This is a genomic window from Gemmiger sp. An194 (assembly GCF_002160145.1).
Taxonomy (GTDB): domain Bacteria; phylum Bacillota; class Clostridia; order Oscillospirales; family Ruminococcaceae; genus Allofournierella.
In genome coordinates this window covers 153,626-171,498 of the sequence record NZ_NFKA01000006.1, presented here as the reverse complement: position 1 = coordinate 171,498, position 17,873 = coordinate 153,626, and the positions used below count along the sequence as shown (strand labels likewise).

Genomic DNA, 17,873 nt, shown 5'->3' with positions numbered 1-17,873 from the left:
TGCACTTCTAGCTCAGTTGGTAGAGCAGCTGACTCTTAATCAGCGGGCCCAGGGTTCGAGTCCCTGGAAGTGCACCACAAAAAGACAGGACAAACGTCCTGTCTTTTTTGTTGCACTTCCCCCCTTCGGGGGCGGCTTCACCGTTCGCGCTGTTAGCGCTCCGGTTCAGCTCGCAGGGCCTCTCGGGCTAAACAACATGCCACCGGCATGTTGTTCTTAACGCCCTCGTCTAGAAGTGCACCACAAAGAGGTGAGCATTGAAAGGTGCTCGCTTTTCTTTTGCTGCACTTCCCCCCTGCGGGGGCGGCTTCACCGTTCGCGCCGATGGCGCTCCGGTTCAGCTCGCAGGGCCTCTCGGGCTAAACAACATGCCACCGGCATGTTGTTCTTAACGCCCTCGTCTAGAAGTGCACCACAAAGAGGTGAGCATTGAAAGGTGCTCGCTTTTCTTTTGCTGCACTTCCCCCCTGCGGGGGCGGCTTCACCGTTCGCGCCGATGGCGCTCCGGTTCAGCTCGCAGGGCCTCTCGGGCTAAACAACATGCCACCGGCATGTTGTTCTTGACGCCTTCGTCTGGAAGTTCACCAAAAGGGGGCGGCCTGAAAGAGGCTCGCTTATTTTGGCACATTTCCCTCCCAATGGATGAAAGGGGATAGAAAAAAGCCTGCTTCGGTTGCGGCCGAGGCAGGCTTTTTGTGTCAGTGAAGGTGCAAGGAAGAGGAGAACTCCTCCCTGTTTGGGTAAAACGGTCACTCATTCGGAACGGGCTGAAGATATTTTTTGTATTCGCCGGAAAACAGCTTGCTGCCCAGACGGCGCACGTTGCCGTACATATGGCGTACCATCAGTTCCTCGATGCCGGCTTCGGAATGGTCGTCGATCATCTGCATCATAAGCTGATGATCATGGAGCACATCAGGCACATTCTTCGCCCCGGTCACGTCCATTCGCATCAGACGGGAATAGTCCGGGTGAGGGCGGATGATCCGCTTCCATAGCATGTCCTTGCCGCAGAACAAAAACCAGAACTCGTGCATGTCGTGGTCGGCGGCCAGAAAGGCATAGCTGTCGAATTCCTCCAGGTGATGGGAGGCTTCCGCCAGCGTTTCCATCCGATGCAGCAGATCCCGCACCTGTTCCACCGCCGTGGGCGATGCGGTGCGCACAAAGTCCCGGAAAACCATGCTTTCAATGGCCACCCGTTCATAGATCAGCTGAGTTGCAATGTCCAGATTGATCCGGGTAACCGTGGTGCTCTTGTGGGGGATGATCTCCACAAACTTGTTTTCCTGCAGGCGCTGCAGAACACTGCGAATCGGGGTGCGGGAAACCTGAAACCGCTCACACAGGCTGTTCTCGGTGAGTACTTCGCCGGGGGCGATCTTCAGCGACACAATCTCTGATTCCAGGATCTGATAGATTTCCTTTGTGTTTGGAGGCACACTCATATGCAAAAGCTCCTTTTCTTCCAACAACAAAGCGCGCTCCGCACCGGTAACCGGGCGGCGGAAGGCATTTTGCCGGACCAATGGATACATAGTTCCGCCATCTTCTTGAATTATACGCGATAATGCCGCAAACAGCAACTATCTTGAAGGGTATGTATACATTTTTTTTAACAATTTGGCGATTTGCTGCGATAATGACAAAAAATAGGGCGAACTGCACAAATGACAGCCGATTTTATAAGCCATAACAACAAAAATAGGGAATCTCAAAAGAGTCTGTTGCATTCTTTGAAAGAGCGTGATAGAATCAGCTTGTATACAAGACACCGGATCAGCCTTCAGATTCCTTTCGCGGGAGCCGGATTTGGTCTTAGCATGTATACATGTAGGCTTCGGGTTTTTGAGATTATTTAGGAGTGATTGAAATGAACATGTTTTCTCTGGAGGGCAAGATTGCCCTGGTAACCGGCGCTTCTTACGGAATCGGCTTTGCCATCGCCCGCGCTCTGAGCGAGGCAGGTGCCACCATCGTTTTCAACGACATCAAGCAGGAACTGGTGGACAAGGGCCTGGCTGCTTATCGTGAGGCCGGCATCGAGGCCCACGGCTATGTATGCGATGTCACCAATGAAGAGGCTGTGAATGCCCTGGTGGCCAAGATCGAGGAAGAAGTTGGCGTGATCGACATTCTGGTCAACAACGCCGGCATCATCAAGCGCATCCCCATGTGCGACATGAGCGCTGCCGAGTTCCGTCAGGTGATCGACGTGGACCTGAACGCTCCTTTCATCGTATCCAAGGCTGTGATCCCCTCCATGATCAAGAAGGGTCACGGCAAGATCATCAACATCTGCTCCATGATGAGCGAGCTGGGCCGCGAGACCGTTTCCGCCTACGCTGCTGCCAAGGGCGGCCTGAAGATGCTGACCAAGAACATCGCCAGCGAGTACGGCGAGGCCAATATCCAGTGCAACGGCATCGGCCCCGGCTACATCGCCACTCCCCAGACCGCTCCTCTGCGTGAGATCCAGCCGGACGGCAGCCGCCATCCCTTCGATCAGTTCATCATCGCCAAGACCCCCGCTGCCCGCTGGGGCGAAGCCGAAGACCTGGCCGGCCCCGCCGTGTTCCTGGCTTCCGACGCTTCCAACTTCGTGAACGGCCACATCCTGTATGTGGACGGCGGCATCCTGGCTTACATCGGCAAGCAGCCCTGAGTCTGTGCTTTGCGCTGAATTCTGCCATTCATAAATATTGCACGGTTCCGGCAAGGCTCTGTCCCTGCCGGAATTGTGCGGTATTCTCATAAACAATCGTACATGGAGGCTTATAAGCAATGACTGTTATGGAACGCTTTGCCAACGCGGGTGTTGTGCCCGTTGTTGTGCTGGAGGATGCCAAGGACGCTGTCCCCACCGCGAACGCCATGGTTGCCGGTGGCATCGATGTGATGGAGATCACCTTCCGCACCGCTGCTGCTGCCGATTCCATCAAGGCTGTGGCCGAGAACTGCCCCGACATGCTGGTGGGCGCAGGCACCGTTCTGAACCTGGAGCAGTGCAAGACCGCCATCGAGATGGGCGCCAAGTTCATCGTGTCTCCCGGCTTCAACGAGAAGGTCGTGGACTACTGCATCGAGCATGACGTGCCCGTGGCTCCCGGCTGCGTGACTCCCACCGAGATCACCGCTGCTCTGGAAAAGGGCCTGAAGGTCATCAAGTTCTTCCCCGCCAATGTATACGGCGGCCTGAACGCTCTGAAGAACCTGTCCGCTCCCTTCGTGGGCGTGAAGTTCATGCCCACCGGCGGCGTGAATGCCCAGAACGTGGGTGAGTTCATCCGCGCTCCCTTCATCCATGCCGTGGGCGGCAGCTGGGTTTGCCCCAAGGACCAGATCGCCGCGGGCAACTTCGAGAAGATCACTCAGCTGTGCGCTGAGGCCCGCCAGGCTGTGCTGGGCTTCGAGATCGCTCACGTGGGCATCAACTCCGCGGACGAGTCCGTCGCCGCTGAGGTGGCCGAGCAGTTCGAGAATGCCTTCGGCTTCGCTGCCAAGGCCGGCAACAGCTCCATCTTCTCCTCTTCCGAGATCGAAGTGATGAAGCAGCCCTACCTGGGCAAGCAGGGTCACCTGGCCATCCGCACCAACAGCGTGGAGATCGCCGCTGCTGAGCTGGTGAAGAAGGGCTACACCCTGAACATGGAGACCGCAAAATACAAGAACGGTCGTATGACTGTTGTATACCTGGAGCAGGAGATCGGCGGCTTCGCCATCCATCTGCTGCAGAAATAACCAGAATCTGGAGGAAAAAATATTATGGCAAAAGTTGTTACCTTTGGCGAGCTGATGCTGCGCCTGCAGCCCTATAACTACGAGCGTTTCGTACAGTGCGATCACGTGGAGTTCACCTTCGGCGGCGGCGAGGCCAACGTGGCCGTTTCCCTGGCCAACTACGGCCTGGATGCTGCCTTCGTGACCAAGCTGCCCACCCACTCCATCGGTCAGGCTGCCGTGAACAGCCTGCGCCGCTACGGTGTGGACACCAGCAAGATCGTTCGCGGCGGCGAGCGTGTTGGCATCTACTTCAACGAGAAGGGTGCTTCTCAGCGCGGCAGCGTTTGCATCTACGACCGTGCTCATTCCGCCATCCAGACTGCTGATCCCGCCGACTTCGACTGGAACAGCATCTTCGAGGGTGTGGAATGGTTCCACTTCACCGGCATCACCCCGGCGCTGGGTGAGAACCTGGTTGAGATCTGCAAGGCTGCCTGCAAGGCTGCCAAGGAGCGGAACATCACCGTTTCCTGCGACCTGAACTACCGCGGCAAGCTGTGGACCCGTGAGCAGGCCCGCGCTGCCATGACCGAGCTGTGCCAGTACGTGGACGTTTGCATCTCCAACGAGGAGGATGCCAAGGACGTATTCGGCATCGAGGCTGAGAACACCGACATCTACGCCGGTGAGATCAACCACGAGGGCTACAAGAGCGTTGCCCGTCAGCTGGCTGACAAGTTCGGCTTCAAGATGGTTGCCATCACCCTGCGTGAGAGCCACTCTGCCTTCGACAACGGCTGGAGCGCCATGCTGTACAACGTGGAGAAGGACGAATACTGTTTCTCCAAGAAGTACAACCTGCACATCATCGACCGCGTGGGCGGCGGCGACAGCTTCGGCGGCGGCCTGATCTACAGCCTGATCACCGGCAAGGACACCCAGGCTGCGGTTGAGTTCGCTGTGGCTGCTTCCGCTCTGAAGCACTCCATCGAGGGCGACTACAACATGGTTACCCTGGCTGAGGTAGAGAAGCTGGCTGGCGGCGACGGTTCCGGCCGTATCCAGCGCTAAGTCCATCCCAACGATCACTATGCCGGCCCGCACAGACCGGGCCGGCACATAGGAAAAGAGGATATAAAAATGGATATTCGTTACTCTTGCAATCAGCGCGACTTCAAGCGCTACACCACCGAAGAAACCCGCAACGAGTTCCTGATCACCGGTCTGTACAAGGCCGATGAGGTTGTTGCTGTTTACAGCCATGTTGACCGTATGGTCACCCTGGGCTGCATGCCTGTTCAGGAAGCAGTGTCCATTGACAAGGGCATCGATGTATGGGCCAACTTTGGCACCAAGTTCTTCCTGGAGCGCCGCGAGATCGGTATCTTCAACCTGGGCGGCGCCGGCACCGTTGTGGCCGACGGCGTTTCCTACCACATGAACTACAAGGACTGCCTGTACCTGACCCAGGGCAACAAGGAAGTTCACTTCTCCAGTGACGATGCCTCCAATCCTGCCAAGTTCTTCATGGTCAGCGCTCCCGCGCACTGCGCCTACGAGAACAAGCTGATCACCATCGAAGAGGCTGCCAAGCGTCCTCTGGGCACCGTGGAAGGCTGCAACAAGCGCGTGATCAACCAGTTCATCCACCCCAGCGTGCTGAAGACCTGCCAGCTGTCCATGGGCATGACCGCTCTGGAGCCCGGCAGCAACTGGAACACCATGCCCAGCCACACTCACGAGCGCCGCATGGAGATCTACACCTACTTCGAGATCCCCGAGAATCAGGTCGTATTCCACATGATGGGCGAGCCCACCGAGACCCGTCACATCGTGATGCAGAACTTCGACGCTGTGATTAGCCCCTCCTGGAGCATCCACAGCGGCGTAGGCACCGGCAACTACACCTTCATCTGGGCCATGGGCGGCGAGAACATGGAATTCGATGACATGGACGTGCTGGCCACCACCGACCTGAAGTAAGCTTCGCATCCTCAATCTGTTCGCCGGCGTATTCTGCCAGCCCCTTCGGCGGAATATCGCTTGCAAAAAAGCCTGCTCCCACACACCGGAGCAGGCTTTTTGTTTTGCCCGCAAATGGGCACGGCCGCAGGAGGGTATTTCAGGGAGCGCTGGAAGAAGAGTTGAAAAACTGGATTTTTTTAGAATGAACTGCTGAAAACAGTGCTGCTTTTTCGAAAAATACTGCAAAAATGACGATGCAAGCCGAAATCCGCTTATGTACAGTGAAAAAACTCCCCCCTTATAATGGAAAAAGCGAGGGGGGAGTTTTCCCTCTTTTGCACCGCGAAAGGAAGCAAAAACAAGCCGGGCCCAGCAGGGAAGGGGAACAGCAGTGCCCTGACCGGACCAGCCCCGGCGCGAGAGGAGAATCACATGACAAGCAATTGGAAAAAGCAATGCGCTGCCCTGGCACTGGCAGCGGCCATGACTGCTTCCAGTGTGGTCAGTCCGCTGGTGTATGCAGCGGACGCCGCCTTGCAGGCAGAAGTGGGCAGCGAGCCTGCGGTCAGCGCGTCTGCCGGCAGTGAGCCTGCCAGCAGTGAACCGGCCGCAAGCACATCGGTTGCCGGCGAACCGGAAGCCGATGCATCCGGCCGTCAGCGAGCCCCCTCAGGAGGAAGAGTCTCAACAAGAGCCTGAGGCGCCCGCAGAGCAGCAGCCGGAACAGCCTGCCGCTCAGGAGGACCTGAGCTGGGTGGACAGCGACGCGCTGGCCATGGGCTGGTACGACGGATTTGAGCAGACCAAGACCATCACCAACGCGCAGGTGAAGCAGTACTGGCCGGCGGGCGTGATGCCGGAGGCCTGGGTGGAATCCATCTGGCCCGCCACGGTATCGCCCAACATGCTGTTTGAGGTGGTGCCCGAAGGTGGCAGCAATACCGTTTATGTGAAGAGCGAAAACGCCACCGGCCGAACGGATTTCTTCCGCTGGTTCGAGAATCTGGACTACGAGCAGGACTACGTGCTGAAAATGCGGGTCAAGACCAGCAACTTTCAGATGGTCCCCACCGGCACCGACAATCTGATCAAGGTGCAGGTGGGCGACAAGGGCAATAAGCTGCTCACCGGCGCCACTCCGGCCAACGGCACCAGCGACGGCTGGGTGGACTTTGAAATCAAGCTGGAGGGTCTGAAGGCCGCCGCCGCGGGCGAGGACAAGGAGGGCATGCTCAAGGTGGAGCTGTACGCCTGCTCCATGACCGGCGAGGTGTGGATCGACAACCTGCAGCTGGTTCCTGTAAAGAGCGAGGGCGGCGAGCCGGAGGACCCGACGGAGCTGCCGGTGATCTGGCAGACCGACTTCAGTAAGACCCAGGCCACCACCGTTCGCTACTGGAAGGACGGCGTGCTGCCCTCCGACCTGCCCGAGGCCTGGGATGCCAGCCCCGCCACGGGAACCTTCTGGCTGGAGGTGACCCCCGATGAGACGGGCGAGTCCGCCATCCACTGCCACAGTGAGGATGCATCCGCCCGCTATGCCCTGATGAACACCAAGCTGTACGGGTTCGACTACCAGAAGAACTACGTGCTTCGTGCGTGGGTAAAGGCCGAGAACGTGAGCGGCACCGGCCTGTACATGCGCGGTCAGGTGGGCGCAGGCGCCAACAAGAACCTGGGCGACGGCTACAAGGTGAAGGGCACCACCGGCGGCTGGGTGCTGTACGAGTGGCCCCTGCGCGATCTGGCCGAGGTGGCCGGAGACAACGCCGACCGGGTGAAGGTCGAGGTCTATTTTGAGAAGTTCACCGGTGATCTGTGGGTCAAGGACCTGAAGATCGTGGAGGACTACAAGCTCACTCTGGACCAGACCGAGCTGACCGGTCAGGTGGGCAATGTGCTCACCCTGAACGTGAAGGCGGATTCCGACCAGGTGGATCTGTCCAAGCTGGCCTGGACCAGCAGCGATCCGACAATCGCCACGGTGGAAAACGGCGTGGTGACCATCCACAGTGTGGGTGTGGTGACCATCACCGCCGCCATGGACGAGGATCACAGCGTGACCTGCACCATCACGGTGGACGACCCCGCCATGATGGAGATGTATGAGACCATGCGCAACCGCTGGAGCGACCGCATGACCGGCAATGACTGCGCCGACAAGTCCGACGCGGACTACAAGGCAGCCATGGCTGTTTATATGGAAAAGGCCAGCGCCGCATGGGAAAGCATGGTCAAAAAGCCCGATGGAGAGGACGACCGCACCACCCTGTGGGAGGATCTGGACCTGACCATCAAATACCCGGGCAAGGGGCAGAGCAACGCGGCCCTCACCGCGGATCTGAACACCGCCAGCACCCGGATTCTGGACATGGCCCGCGGCTGGGCCGCCGAGGGCAGCGAGCTGCATCACAACGAGGCCCTGGGCCGGGACATTGTGGATGCACTGACCTGGTATCACGACCATGTCTACAACGAGAACTACAACCTGCAGCAGATCTACGGCAACTGGTGGCACTGGTGGATCGGCATCCCCCAGGACATCGGCAGCGCCGTGATCCTGATGTACAGCGAGCTGGACAAGGAGTTCATCGACGCCGAGTACGCCACCCTGCGCCATTTCAACGAGGACCCCACGAAGATCGTGAATGTCTGGGGCTCCTACAATGAGCAGACCGGCGCAAACCTGGCGGATACCAGCCTGGTGGCAGCCCTGCGCTCCGCCATCGGCAACAATCAGGAGGGCATCGGTCTGGCCACCAAGCACACCGCCACCCTCACCGTCAACGTGACCAGCGGTGACGGCTTCTACGATGACGGCTCCTTCATTCAGCACAGCAACCTGGGCTATACCGCCGGTTACGGCTCCACCCTGCTGAAGGGCATCGAAAAGATCGTGTATCTGTCCAGCGACACCGCATGGGACATGCCGGAGGAATCCATCGCCAAGGTGTATAACTGGATCTGGAACGGCTACCGGCCCATGTTTGCGGATGGCGCCATGATGGACCTGACCGCCGGACGGAGCGTGGCACGGCCCAGTCACACCGACATGAGCACCGGCCGCAGCATTCTGGAGGCCGTGGTGCTGCTGGCGGGCAGCGCTCCTGAGGAAATGAAGCTGCCCATTCAGACCTTCGCCAAGGAGAATCTGATCGCCGGGGCTGACTACAGCGATACCTTCTACAGCGACATGGCCCCCGCCTCCATGGTGGCGGCCAAGAACATCGTCAACGACGAGAGCATCCCCGCGCAGGTCACCGATGCCGACGAGGCCTGCTACGCCAAGGTGTTAGGCGTGATGGACAAGTTCGTTGCCCACAGCGAGAACTTCAGCCTGGGCATCAGCTATTCCTCCGCCCGCACCGGCCGCTTTGAGGTGGGCAACAACGAGAACCTGCTGGGCTGGCACCAGGGCGACGGCGTGACCTTCCTCTACAACGGCGACCAGGGCCAGTATTCCGACGGCTACTGGGCCACCGTAGACCCCCAGCGTCTGCCCGGCATCACCACCGACCACAACACCTGGACGCTGGATACCCAGCAGGCCTGGGGCAAATACACCGGCAACGCCAACTACAACGGCGGCAGCACCGTGGGTCCCTACGCCAGCGTGGCCATGAACTTCAAGAACTACGGCAAGGATGACTCCGAAAACCCGGATCTGACCGCCCGCAAGGCCTGATTCGTCTTTGACGACGAGGTGGTTGCCCTGGGCGCCGGCATCACCGGCATCGACAAGGACCGGACCACTGAGACCATTGTGGACAACAAGAAGATCAACGGCGACAACCAGCTGGTGGTGGACGGCAAGACCGTTGCCTCCGGCATGGGCGACAGCGAAGCGCTGACCGATGTGTCCTGGGCCTGGATGGAGGGCAACGTGGGCAGCGATTCCATGGGCTACTACTTCCCCGAAGGCAGCGATGTGAACGTGCTGCGGGAGGAGCGCACCGGCAGCTGGGCGGATGTCAACGGCTCCTCCGGCGTGAGCAGCGAGGAGATCACCCGCAGCTATCTGAGCCTGGCGGTTCCCCACGGCGAGAACGTGGACAACCGGATGGACTCCTTCAAGAAGGAGAATTACGACTATGTCCTGCTGCCCAGCAAGACTCAGGATGAGGTGAAGGCCTACGCCGAAAACCCTGATATCCAGGTGCTGAGCAACTCCACCTTTGTGCAGGCCGTGCGGGACAACAAGGCCGGTGTGACCGGCTACATCTTCTGGGGTGACCATGGCTCCAACGAGCTGCGCATCGGTGATGTGGGCGGCGTGAAGGGCTCGGTCACCCTGGTGAAGGACCCCTCCAACCACACCATGACCGTGGGCATGGCGGACGTGCTCCAGAACAACGACAGCCTGACCTTCCGCATTTACGGCAACGACTTGACCCTGGTGGAGGGCAACCCCAACGTGACCGCCGAGTTCGACAAGCTGGGCGCGGTGCTCACCGTCAACACCAAGGACGCGAAGGGTGCCACCTTCACCGTGACTCTGGGCTATACCGATCTGGACAAGAACGAGCAGGATGCGCTGAAATCCATGCGCACCAACTACATCAATGCCCAGACCGGCAACGACATGACCGACAAGACCGACCCGGACTACCTGAACTACATGGCCAAGTATGAGCAGAATGCCAAGACCGCTCTGGAGCATCTGAACTGGAACGCGGGCAAGGGCAGCAACCTGTTCGACGACATCGACGTTCAGCTGGACTGGGCCAACAAGGGCAGCAGCAACACCGACGGCAGCGCCAACCTGACCTCCACCACCACCCGCATCAAGAGCATGGTGCTGGCCTATGTGTCCGAGGGCTGCAGCTATTACCAGGACGAAACGCTGAAAAAGGCCATCGATCTGAGCATCGATTACCTGTTCAGCGGCTTCCCCAACGTGCTGAACTACCACGACCGGGTGTTCGCCAACTGGTGGGACTGGTCCATCGGTGTGCCCAAGGACCTGACCGCCGTGGCGCTGCTGATGCATGACGAGCTGGATGAGGTCACCCAGTCCCGTCTGCACAACATGATTATGCTTCTGAGCCCCGATGTGAACTACTACTGGGGCCGCAGTTCCTCCGGCCGCGCCACCCGCAGCTCCGCCACCGGCGCCAACGGCAGCGAGATGGCCATGATCACCCTGCTGAACGGCATTGCCATGGGCGACACCGTTTCCATGTTCAAGGCCAGCGACACCATGGTGAATGAGCTGAAGTACGTGACCAGCGGTGACGGCTTCTACGATGACGGCTCCTTCAAGCAGCACGGCAACTTTGCCTACAGTGGCTCTTACGGCGTGGAGAAGCTGCGCGCGGTGACCGAGATCAGCGTGCTGACCAACAACACTCCCTGGGCCTGCACCGATGCGGACCCGAACATTGTTTACGAGTGGATTCTGAACGGCTACCGGCCCCTGTATGCCGACGGCGGCATCTTTGACATGGTGCAGGGCCGCAGCGTTTCCCGCTTCAACCGCAGCAACATCACCACCGGCCGCTACGCCATGGATGCCATCATCCGTCTGGTGGACGGTGCGCCGGAGGAGTACCGGGATGAGCTGCTCTCCTTCGCCAAGACCCAGGCTATGCTGGGCGTTGCCTACGATTCCACCAGCTATTACAACGGCCTGAAGTCCATTTCCTCGCTGGTGAAGGTGAAGAACATCGTGGCCGACGAGAGCATTCCTCTGGACACGGAAGTGTACACCAAGATCTACGGCTCCATGGATAAGGTGGTCGTGCAGAGCGATGGCTTTGCGCTGGGCGTAAGCATGTTCTCCAGCCGCAACGGCGCCACCGAGTGCGGCAACAGCGAGAACCTGAAGGGCTGGTATCAGTCCGACGGTGTGCTGGAGCTGTACAACGGCGATCAGGCTCAGCACGACAAGGGTTACTGGGCCACCGTGGACCCGCTGCGTCTGCCGGGCATCACCACCAACCATGTGACACAGGATCTGGCAGGCTTCAGCATCAAGACCAACGACCGCGACTGGGTGGGCGGTTCCACCGCAGGCGTGGAAAACTACGCCTCCATCGGTCAGGACTTCAAGTCCAACTATTCCGATCTGGAGGGCAAGAAGTCCTGGTTCGCCTTCGGCGATCAGGTGGTCGCTCTGGGCGCGGGCATCCAGTCCACCGAGGGCGACACCGTGGAAACCATTGTGGAGAACCGCAAGACCGACAACGCCAACCAGCTGCTGGTCAACGGCAAGGAAACTCTGGCGCGCAGCGGCGGGGACCACGCTCCATTCGGACGGGCGGCAGGCTCCGGCCTCGTTGCCGCACCAGCGCACATCCGGCCCGCACACGCTGATCACCGCGTTTGGCTGGGCGCGGCGGATGATTTGGTAATAGCCTTCCCAGTCGTATGCCTGGGTTTTGCCGTTTTTGACTTCGCCGCAGGCGCTGTCGCCCCATTCCCGGCCGGTGAAGGTGTTCATTCCAAAATGAGCAAAGGCGTAAAATCCCATCTGCTGCCAGGCAAGCTGCCGGGGCGAGGGCACAACGGAAACCGCCTGGTGAATTCGGTCCATGGGAAGGGATTCCTTTCCTTGGGTATGGGTTGGTTCCATTATAGCCAGGGGGAAAGAAGATGCGCAATCGGCAGGATTTGTACTTTATGGGGGGATTTTGTTCCGGATACGCCCGATCGGTTGTGTGGTTGCTTTTTGCCGCATCGGCGATTTTTGCCGGCAAAAAAAGCCGATAAAAAAGCAAAATTCTGCCTATTTAAGAGCGGCAAAAGCTGTGTTATTATGGGTTTGCAACAGAGAGAGCGGCCCGCAAGGCCTGCTTTTATGAAACAGATTTAGGAGGAAGACGAACATGAAACGAGTAATCGCCCTGGCCATGGCCATTACCCTGATCCAGTGGCGCGGTCAGAAAAAATGGGTGAACTACTAAGCCGGAAAGGAAGGGTAATCTTATGACCAAGAAAAAAGGCATCGTCACAAAGTGGATCATCACCGTCGTGCTGGTTCTCTTTGGCCTGGTATGCATCTATCCGTTTCTGTTTACGGTTTCCTCGGCCTTCAAGCCCACCGGTGAAGTGCTGAGCACTCCCCTGCAGCTGATTCCGGAACACTTCACGCTGCAGAACATGAAAACCGTATTCGCGAACCCCTACTTTGATTTTGGCCAGTGGTATATGAACACCGTTGTCATGACCGTGTGCACCCTGGTGCTGAAGTTCTTCATCATCACCCTCACCGCCTACGGCTTCTCCAAGGTGAAATTCCCCGGCCGCGACAAGATCTTCCTGGTGCTGCTGGCCGGTCTGATGATCCCCAGCGACGTGATGATCATGCCCCGCTACATGCTGTTCAAGGAGCTGGGCATCCTGAACACCATGTGGTCCCTGGTGCTGCCCGCCGCGGTGGACGTGTACTTCGTGTTCATGCTGCGTCAGGCCTTCATCGCCATTCCTGATTCCATCAGATGGTCACCGGAGAGCGGGCGTCCCAGGCGGGCAAGGTGCGCGCGTCCACCGGCATCGGCCTGCACAATATCTATGCCCGAATCCAGATGTATGAGCAGGGCGGTACGCTGCGCATCATCAGCAAAAAGGAATGGGGCACCGCCATGATTATGGAAATCCCCATGGAGCAGCTGTAAACGGCAAAAAGAAATCCACCCCGGTTCCCTGAATTCAGGGAACGGGGGCGGATCGATTTACTGACGGTTTTCCAACGGAATGTATTCCCGGCGGGGCTGCACCGCCAGGTAGGCCGGGCGGATGATCTTGCCCATGTTGATCAGCTCCTCCATGCGGTGGGCGCTCCAGCCCGCCACACGGCCCATGGCGAACAGCGGGGTGAACAGCTCGGTGGGCAGGCCCAGCATCCGGTATACAAAGCCGCTGTAGAAGTCCACGTTGGCGGAAACACCCTTGTAGATGCGGCGCTTTTGGGCAATGACCTGGGGAGCCAGCCGCTCCACCGCCGCATACAGGGCGTATTCCCTGTGCAGGCCCTTTTCGTCGCTCAACCGCTCCACAAAGCCGCGCAGGATCTGGGCGCGGGGGTCGCTGACCGAGTAGACCGCGTGGCCCATGCCGTAGATCAGGCCGCTTTTGTCGAACCGCTCGCCCGCCAAAAGACCAGCCAGATAATCCTTGATGGCGTCCTCGTCTTCCCAGTCGGTGAGATTGGCCTCCATGTCCTCGAACATGCGCACCACCTTGATGTTCGCGCCGCCGTGGCGGGGCCCCTTCAGGCTGGCCAGCGCGGCCGCCATGCAGCTGTAGGTGTCGGTGCCGGAGCTAGTGACCACGTGGGTGGTGAAGGTGGAGTTGTTGCCGCCGCCGTGCTCGGCGTGCAGCACCAGGCACAGATCCAGAATGCGGGCCTCCAGCGGCGTGTACTGGCCGTCCGGCCGGAGCAGGGTGAGGATGTTTTCCGAAGTGGAAAGCTCGGGCCGGGGGGTGTGGATGTAAAGGCTCTTGCCGTTTAAATAGTAATTATAGGCCTGGTAGCCGTAGACCGCGATCAGCGGGAAGATGGCGATCATGTCGATGCACTGACGGATCACGTTGGGCAGGCTGATGTCGTCCGGCCGCTCGTCGTAGCTGGCCATGGTGAGTACGCACCGGGCCAGGGTGTTCATCATGTCCGCGCTGGGGGCCTTCAGGATCACATCCCGCACAAAGTTGGTGGGCAGGCTGCGGTAAAAGGCAAGCTGGCGGTTGAACTGCTCCAGCTGGGCAGCGTCCGGCAGCTGGCCGAACATGAGCAGATAGGCCGTCTCCTCAAAGCCGAAGCGGCCGTCGCGCAGAAAGCCGTCGGTGAGCTGCTGGATGGAGTAGCCCCGGTAATACAGCTCGCCCGGGCAGGGCTGCGGTTCGCCGTTCACCGTCTTGCTGCTGATGATCTCGCTGATCTCGGTGAGACCGGCCAGCACGCCGGTGCCGTCCAGGTCGCGCAGGCCGCGCTTGACATTGTAGCGGATGTAGTCGTCCCGGTTGATCTGGCTGTTGGCCAGGCAGACCTGTGCCAGCCGCTCGATGGCGGGAGTGACGCGGGAATATTCGGAAATTTCAGCCATGGCAGTGTGCCTCCTTTGCGTGGGGTGGGGGCCGCCGTGCAGGCAGGGCGAAACCCTATTTGTTTAGTATAGCATAAAAGTAGCGTGCTGAACAGACCGAAGAAAAAAGCCCCGAAAAAAGGCCCCAAAATGGGCGTGAAAAATTTTTTGATTTTTTTTAAAAAAGGGGTTGATTTTTCCGAAAACGCTTGGTATAATAATCAAGCACTCAGCGATGAGGCAAAAGTAAATAACTGATATGTGGGAGTGTTCCCGAGCGGCCAATGGGGGCAGACTGTAAATCTGTTGCATTTTTGCTTCGGTGGTTCGAATCCACCCGCTCCCACCAACAAAAAGCCTTGCAGAAGCAATTCTGCAAGGCTTTTTGCTTTGCCGGATTCAAGTTTTTCCTGCAGCACCACAGACGGTGGGCATTGATACGATCGAAAAGCGAGGAATGTGTTATGAACAGCAGCTTGCGCAGCGATGCGAATACCATCATCGAGCGGTCCATCCAGGCGGTTCTGCCGGACGAGGCGGTACACCGCGCGTTGAGCGGCCGGGTGTTTTCCGGCCGGGTGCTGCTGGTGGCGGCGGGAAAGGCGGCCTGGCAGATGGCCGGCGCCGCCGCGGCCCGGCTGGGCGACAGGCTTTGTGCCGGTGTGGTGGTGACCAAATACGGCCACGTGAAAGGCCCCATTCCCCGCTGCACCTGCTACGAGGCAGGCCACCCGGTGCCGGATGAGAACTCCTTTGCCGCCACCCAGGCCGCGCTGGACCTGGTGAAGGACGCGGGCGAGGGTGACACCGTGCTGTTTCTGCTTTCCGGCGGCGGCAGCGCCCTGTTTGAAAAGCCGCTGGTGAGCGGCGAAGAGCTGCAGGACATCACCGGTCAGCTGCTGGCCTGCGGGGCGGACATCGTGGAGATGAACACCCTGCGCAAGCGGCTGAGCGCGGTGAAGGGCGGGCGCTTTGCCCGACTGTGCGCACCGGCCAGGGTATTCGCGGTGGTGCTCAGCGACATTCTGGGTGACCCGCTGGATATGATCGCCTCCGGCCCCGCCTGCCCGGATTCCTCCACCTGCGCTCAGGCGCTGGCGGTGGTGGAGAAGTACCGTTTGACCCTGAGCGGCGCGGCTCTGGAATGCCTCAAACAGGAAACTCCCAAGCAGCTGGATAATGTGGAGACACAGATCACCGGCAGTGTGCGTCAGCTGTGCGCCGCCGCTGCCCGGGTCTGCCGCCAGCTGGGGTATGAGCCGGTGCTCCTCACCGACCGGTTATGCTGTCAGGCCAGGGAAGCCGGGAGTTTTCTGGCCTCCATCGCCAGGACCCACGCCCACCCCGAGCATCCCATGGCCTTTATCGCCGGGGGCGAAACGGTGGTGAAGCTGACTGGTAAGGGCAAAGGCGGCCGAAACCAGGAGCTTGCCCTGGCCGCTGCCGAGGGCATCGCGGGCATGGAGAATGCGGCGGTGTTCAGCGTGGGCAGCGACGGCACCGACGGTCCCACCGATGCCGCGGGCGGCTATGTGGACGGAAGCACCCGGGCCGCACTGCTGGCCGAGGGACTGGCCATTCACCAGGTGTTGGAAAGCAACGATGCCTATCATGCCCTGCAAAAAACCGGCGGGCTGATCGTGACCGGCCCCACCGGCACCAATGTGAACGATGTGGCTCTGGTGCTGGTGCGCTGAACCGGGCGTACAGGCGAGCAGAGGGCTCCGTTCCTTCCTTCTATTTTTTCAATAAAGAACGCCCCGGCTCAGGCCGGGGCGTTCTTTGTTTTGTGTTTTGTAAAGCTGCGGAAGGGCCGCTGTGTGCGGCACGGGACTCAGCCCAGGCTCTGCAGGTATTCGTCCATGGCGGCGGCTACGGTCTTGGAATACTTCACCGCTTCCACCACGGTGCGGGCGCCCAGCACCACGTCGCCGCTGGCGAAGATGCCCGGGCGGCTGGTGTGGCCGGTCTCGTCGGTGGCCAGAAGACCGTGATTGGTGGTGTTCAGGCCGGTGGTGGTGTTCACAATCTTGTCCTTGGGGCCCTGGCTTACCGCGATGATCACGCTGTCGGCAAAAAAGAGCGCGGGCTCGCTCATCTCGATGACCTGGCCGTTTTCATCGAAGGTGGCCTGCCGGTATTCCACGCCCTGATCGGTGATGCGCTCACTGTGGATGCCGTAGACAAATTCCACCCCGTCGGCCAGGGCGTAGTCCACCTCACGCACACTGGCGGCGGGCTTGTCGGCCCGGCAGAGGATGGTCACATGCTTTGCTCCCTTGCGCAGGGCGGTGCGGGCCACATCCATGGCCGAGTTGCCCGCGCCGATCACCGCCACCTCGCTGCCCAGCTCGTACACATCCGGGTTCACCAGATAGTCGATGGCAAAGTGCACATGGCCCAGGCTCTCGCCGGGGATGCCCAGCTTTTTGGGCCGCCATACACCGGTACCGATGAAGATGGCCTGGTAGCCGTCCCGCTGCAGGTCGTCCACCGTGAGGGCACCGCCGATGGCGGTGTTGGGCCGGATCTTTACCCCCAGCTTGATCAGCTGGTCCTTGTAGCGGTCCAGCACCGACTTGGGCAGCCGGACGGCGGGGATGCCGTAGCGCAGCACGCCGCCGATCTTCTCCCGGCTTTCAAACAGGGTCACGTCGTAGCCCTTCTGGGCCAGCAGCACCGAGATGGTGATGCCCGCGGGGCCGCTGCCGATGATGGCCGCCCGCTTGCCCTTGTTTGCCTCGCGCTGGATCTTCATCCGGTCCAGGTAGCTGTCCGAGATGTAGTTCTCGATGCTGGAGATGTGCACCGGGGCGCTTTTGCGGCCCAGCACGCAGTGGCCCTCGCACTGCTTTTCGTGGTCGCACACCAGCGAGCAGACCACGCTCAGGGGGTTGTTCTCAAACAGCATTTTGCCGGCGGTGTCCAGCTGGCTGTTCAGAAACAGCTGGATCATGTCTGGGATGGGGGTGTTGATGGGGCAGCCGGTGCGGCACTGGGGCACCTTGCAGTTCAGGCAACGCCGGGCTTCGTTTACCACATGAATGGCCATAATGGGGGTCCTCCTTATTGTTTGGTATCAGAAAGTGGAAAAGCACCCCGGCAAAAGCTGGGGTGCGGCGGGCAATGGATCAGCCGTACGGCCGGGGCACGCAAAGCGGC

The 17,873-nt window shown here is 59.7% G+C and carries 12 protein-coding genes, 2 tRNA genes and 1 pseudogene; 12 read left to right on the top strand and 3 right to left on the bottom strand.

The window, feature by feature from the left end; all coding sequences use genetic code 11:
- Window position 1: 1 nt before the first annotated feature.
- Window positions 2-77: transfer RNA gene (locus B5F28_RS05875), tRNA-Lys, on the top strand.
- Window positions 78-749: 672 nt separating this feature from the next.
- Here the strand turns inward: B5F28_RS05875 and B5F28_RS05870 are convergent.
- Complete coding sequence (locus B5F28_RS05870) at window positions 750-1,448, bottom strand: GntR family transcriptional regulator (RefSeq protein ID WP_087294287.1); 699 nt, start codon at window positions 1,446-1,448, stop codon at window positions 750-752.
- A 425-nt stretch (window positions 1,449-1,873) separates the two neighbouring features.
- On the opposite strand from B5F28_RS05870, the gene B5F28_RS05865 reads away from it, so the two are divergent.
- From B5F28_RS05865 to B5F28_RS05835, 8 genes and pseudogenes are all read left to right on the top strand, one after another.
- A complete protein-coding gene (locus B5F28_RS05865; protein ID WP_087294285.1) occupies window positions 1,874-2,665 on the top strand; it encodes a gluconate 5-dehydrogenase in 792 nt (263 codons plus the stop codon).
- 119 nt (window positions 2,666-2,784) lie between these two features.
- Window positions 2,785-3,741: a bifunctional 4-hydroxy-2-oxoglutarate aldolase/2-dehydro-3-deoxy-phosphogluconate aldolase gene (locus B5F28_RS05860; RefSeq protein WP_087294282.1), complete on the top strand. Its 957-nt coding sequence runs from the start codon at window positions 2,785-2,787 to the stop codon at window positions 3,739-3,741.
- Window positions 3,742-3,765: 24 nt separating this feature from the next.
- On the top strand, window positions 3,766-4,794 hold the full coding sequence (locus B5F28_RS05855; RefSeq protein WP_087294280.1) for a sugar kinase: 1,029 nt from the start codon (window positions 3,766-3,768) through the stop codon (window positions 4,792-4,794).
- Between the two features lie 69 nt (window positions 4,795-4,863).
- Window positions 4,864-5,706: a 5-dehydro-4-deoxy-D-glucuronate isomerase gene (kduI, locus tag B5F28_RS05850; protein ID WP_087294277.1), complete on the top strand. Its 843-nt coding sequence runs from the start codon at window positions 4,864-4,866 to the stop codon at window positions 5,704-5,706.
- A gap of 414 nt (window positions 5,707-6,120) precedes the next feature.
- The gene (locus tag B5F28_RS14705) at window positions 6,121-6,387 is read left to right on the top strand and encodes a hypothetical protein (protein ID WP_158097533.1); all 267 of its coding nucleotides are present in this window, start codon (window positions 6,121-6,123) and stop codon (window positions 6,385-6,387) included.
- Window positions 6,332-10,042 (top strand): annotated as a pseudogene (locus tag B5F28_RS15365) (polysaccharide lyase family 8 super-sandwich domain-containing protein); the annotation flags it as partial. The gene B5F28_RS14705 and the pseudogene B5F28_RS15365, both read left to right, overlap by 56 nt.
- Window positions 10,019-12,502: a polysaccharide lyase family 8 super-sandwich domain-containing protein gene (locus tag B5F28_RS15360; protein WP_343212745.1), complete on the top strand. Its 2,484-nt coding sequence runs from the start codon at window positions 10,019-10,021 to the stop codon at window positions 12,500-12,502. The pseudogene B5F28_RS15365 and the gene B5F28_RS15360, both read left to right, overlap by 24 nt.
- Before the next feature lie 113 nt (window positions 12,503-12,615).
- Complete coding sequence (locus B5F28_RS05835; protein WP_087294271.1) at window positions 12,616-13,275, top strand: carbohydrate ABC transporter permease; 660 nt, start codon at window positions 12,616-12,618, stop codon at window positions 13,273-13,275.
- A gap of 86 nt (window positions 13,276-13,361) precedes the next feature.
- On the opposite strand, the gene B5F28_RS05830 is transcribed toward B5F28_RS05835, so the two are convergent.
- The gene (locus tag B5F28_RS05830) at window positions 13,362-14,732 is read right to left on the bottom strand and encodes a citrate/2-methylcitrate synthase (protein WP_087294269.1); all 1,371 of its coding nucleotides are present in this window, start codon (window positions 14,730-14,732) and stop codon (window positions 13,362-13,364) included.
- A gap of 84 nt (window positions 14,733-14,816) precedes the next feature.
- On the opposite strand from B5F28_RS05830, the gene B5F28_RS14700 reads away from it, so the two are divergent.
- From B5F28_RS14700 to B5F28_RS05820, 3 genes are all read left to right on the top strand, one after another.
- On the top strand, window positions 14,817-14,969 hold the full coding sequence (locus B5F28_RS14700) for a hypothetical protein (protein WP_158097531.1): 153 nt from the start codon (window positions 14,817-14,819) through the stop codon (window positions 14,967-14,969).
- Window positions 14,970-14,974: 5 nt separating this feature from the next.
- Window positions 14,975-15,060, top strand: a tRNA-Tyr gene (locus B5F28_RS05825).
- Between the two features lie 115 nt (window positions 15,061-15,175).
- Entirely contained in the window at window positions 15,176-16,408 is a 1,233-nt protein-coding gene (locus tag B5F28_RS05820) for a glycerate kinase type-2 family protein (RefSeq protein WP_087294268.1), read from the top strand.
- Window positions 16,409-16,545: 137 nt separating this feature from the next.
- Here B5F28_RS05820 and B5F28_RS05815 read toward each other — a convergent pair whose 3' ends face one another.
- Window positions 16,546-17,763: an NAD(P)-dependent oxidoreductase gene (locus B5F28_RS05815; protein ID WP_087294266.1), complete on the bottom strand. Its 1,218-nt coding sequence runs from the start codon at window positions 17,761-17,763 to the stop codon at window positions 16,546-16,548.
- Window positions 17,764-17,873 lie beyond the last annotated feature (110 nt).